This window comes from Dokdonella sp. (genome assembly GCF_036518555.1).
Classification (GTDB): Bacteria; Pseudomonadota; Gammaproteobacteria; order Xanthomonadales; family Rhodanobacteraceae; genus Dokdonella_A.
Genome location: NZ_DATDMY010000200.1, coordinates 1 through 2,546, shown reverse-complemented (window position 1 = coordinate 2,546; position 2,546 = coordinate 1). Strand labels below are relative to the sequence as shown.

Annotated in this window: 1 protein-coding gene; it reads right to left on the bottom strand. The window is 73.9% G+C overall.

The genetic code is table 11. The features are described from left to right. Positions 1–2,402: Ig-like domain-containing protein (locus VI238_RS11325; protein ID WP_331651373.1), on the bottom strand; the 2,402-nt coding region annotated here is incomplete at its 3' end. Positions 2,403–2,546 lie beyond the last annotated feature (144 nt).

Sequence of the window (2,546 nt, the reverse complement as noted above, 5' to 3'; positions counted from 1 at the left end):
CGCAGCGCGAGCGGTTCGGCGAACGCGCTCTCGACCACCGCGCTTTGCGCCACGCCGCCGGTCGCGACCACGTGCGCGGGCGGGCCCGCCGTGTTCTGCAGCGCGAACGACGCGCTGCCTTGCAGCGCGGGCGAGCTCGCGGTCACCGTGTAGCTGCCGGCGACGGTGTTCGCGCGCGCATCGACCTGCGCGATGCCGTCGGCGCCGGTCGGCGCGCTCGCCGCGACGATCGCGGATGCGCCGCTCGCGGGTGCGGCGAACGCGACCGCGACGCCGCCGACCGGATTGTCGTGCGCGTCGGTCACGCGCACCGCGAGCGGTTGCGCGAAGTCGCTGTCGACGACCGCGCTCTGCGGCGTGCCGGCGGCGACCGCGAGCTGTACCGGCGCGCCGGCCTCGTTGTGCAGCTGGAACGACGCCGCGCCGGCGAGGCCGGCCACGGCCGCGGTCACCGCGTAGTCGCCGGCAATCGTGTTCGCGCGCGCCTCGACGCTCGCGACGCCGTCCGCGCCGGTCGTCGAACTCGCCGCGACGAGTGCGCTCGCACCGCTCGCGGGTACCGTGAACGATACCGTGACGCCGGGCACGCCGATGCCGGCCGCATTGGCCACGCGCACCTGCAGCGGTGCCGCGAATACCGCGTCGACTTCGGCCGACTGCGGCGAGCCGCCGACCGGAGCGAACGCGGTCGGCGGGTCGAGCGCGAAGCTCGCCTCGACCGTGCAGTCGGCGCTCGCCGCGGCGATCGTGTAGACGTTGCCCGCGAGGGTGCCGCCGCAGCTTCCGCCGACCGTGTCGACGTGGTAACCGTCGTCCGGGGTGAGCGTGAACGCGAGCGTCGCGCCGGCTCCGACGATCTGCGGCGTCGCGGGTGCGATCGACCCGTGCACGCCCGCGGCCGGCGTGACGATCCACGCCGGAATGCCGCTGCCGGACGCGGCGACCGCGAACGTGGCGGGAACGCCGTCGCTCTCGACCTCGACCTGAGCGGCGTGCGCGCCGAGCGCGTCGGGCGTGAAATGCAGCGAGAACGTGCATTGCCCGAGCGCGGGCACGGTCGTGCCCGCGCAGGCGGCGACATCGGCGTCGAGGCCGAACGCGGTCTCGCTGCCTGCCGCGAGCGCGATGCCGCCGAGGTGCAAGTCGCCCGCGCGCAGGTTGCGCACGGTGACGGTGCGCGTCGCGGTCACGCCGAGCGGCACGTCGCCGAAGGCGATCGCCTCGGCGGACAGTTCGGGCACGATGCCCGTGAGGCGCACGTTGTAGTGGTCGGTCGGCGTCGCCGGCGCCCAGAACGGTCCCCACTGGCTGTTCCAGAGCGACGCATCGTCGATGACGATCTGATCGACGACGCTCTGCATGAGCGCGGACCCGCTCGCTCCGAACAGGCCCGAGCCGATCACGAGCGCGTAGGCGCCGGGTGCGAGCGCGAGATCGGGCAGGTCGGCACCGTATTCGTCGACGGCGTTGCCGACGTCGAACACGGCCGAGCCGACGAGCGCGTTCGTGAATGCGGCCGTACCCGGGAACGGTGCATTCGCGGTCGGCCCGGGGATGCGCACGATCGCCGCGTAGACGTTGCCGGCGCCGGAGAACATCCACGCGCCGACGCGCCGCGCGCGCGCGGCGCGGTCGATGGTGAAGCGCACCGCGACCGCGCGACCCGGCGAGACCATCCCGCTCGTCTGCGTCGATTTCCACGCCGACGGGCGCGCGCTCTCGACGAGGAATGCGGTCGCCGCAGGCGGCGACGGCGGCAGCGTCTGGCCACGCGCGAAGATGCGCACGGTCGTGCCCTGCAGCGAGCGCGCATTGGTCGTCGCATTGACCGTGTACGGGCCGACCGTCTGGCCTGCCTGGGTCGGGCACGGCCACGTCGCGCAGACGTTCGGCACGGTCGTCGCCCAGGTCGACGCGGTCGCGCCGTAGCGGCCGATGCCGACGGTGATCGCGTACCAACCGGGCTCGAGCGTGACCGCGAGCGGGCCGGCGACGTCGGCGGTCGTCGTGCCCGGCTGCAGCAACGTCGTGCCGATGAGGCGGCTGTCGCCCGCGACGTCGGGCACGGTCTCGGGCGTCGCGAGGCGATGGAGCGCCGCATAGACGGTGGTCGTCCCATTGCCGCGTGCGTGCACGCCGATCTCGCTGAGCGCGGTGCGTTCGAGCAGGCGGAACGTGAGGCCGACCGGGTTGGTGCCGACCGCGAGGCCGCCGCCGAGATCGCCCGGTGCGTGGCTTTCGAACACGTACGGGTCGGGGTCGGCGTGCGCGATCGAAACGCCCGCGAGCAACGCGAGCAGGAGCGCGAGGAAGCGATGGAGCGCATGCGGGCGCGAAGGCGCGCATGCATCGGCGCGCGCACGCGGCGGCGTCGTGGCCGCGGCGGAAGGACGGTCGGTCATGTGGATCCCCTGTTTCGACGACGATGCGACCGCGGCGTGCGGTCGAGTCCGTCATGCAAGCGGGGAAACGCACGCGCGGATATCACGGCGGGTGCGGACGAGGTTGCACCGCGCCGTCGGCGCGCCGCGCGAGACGGCCGTACG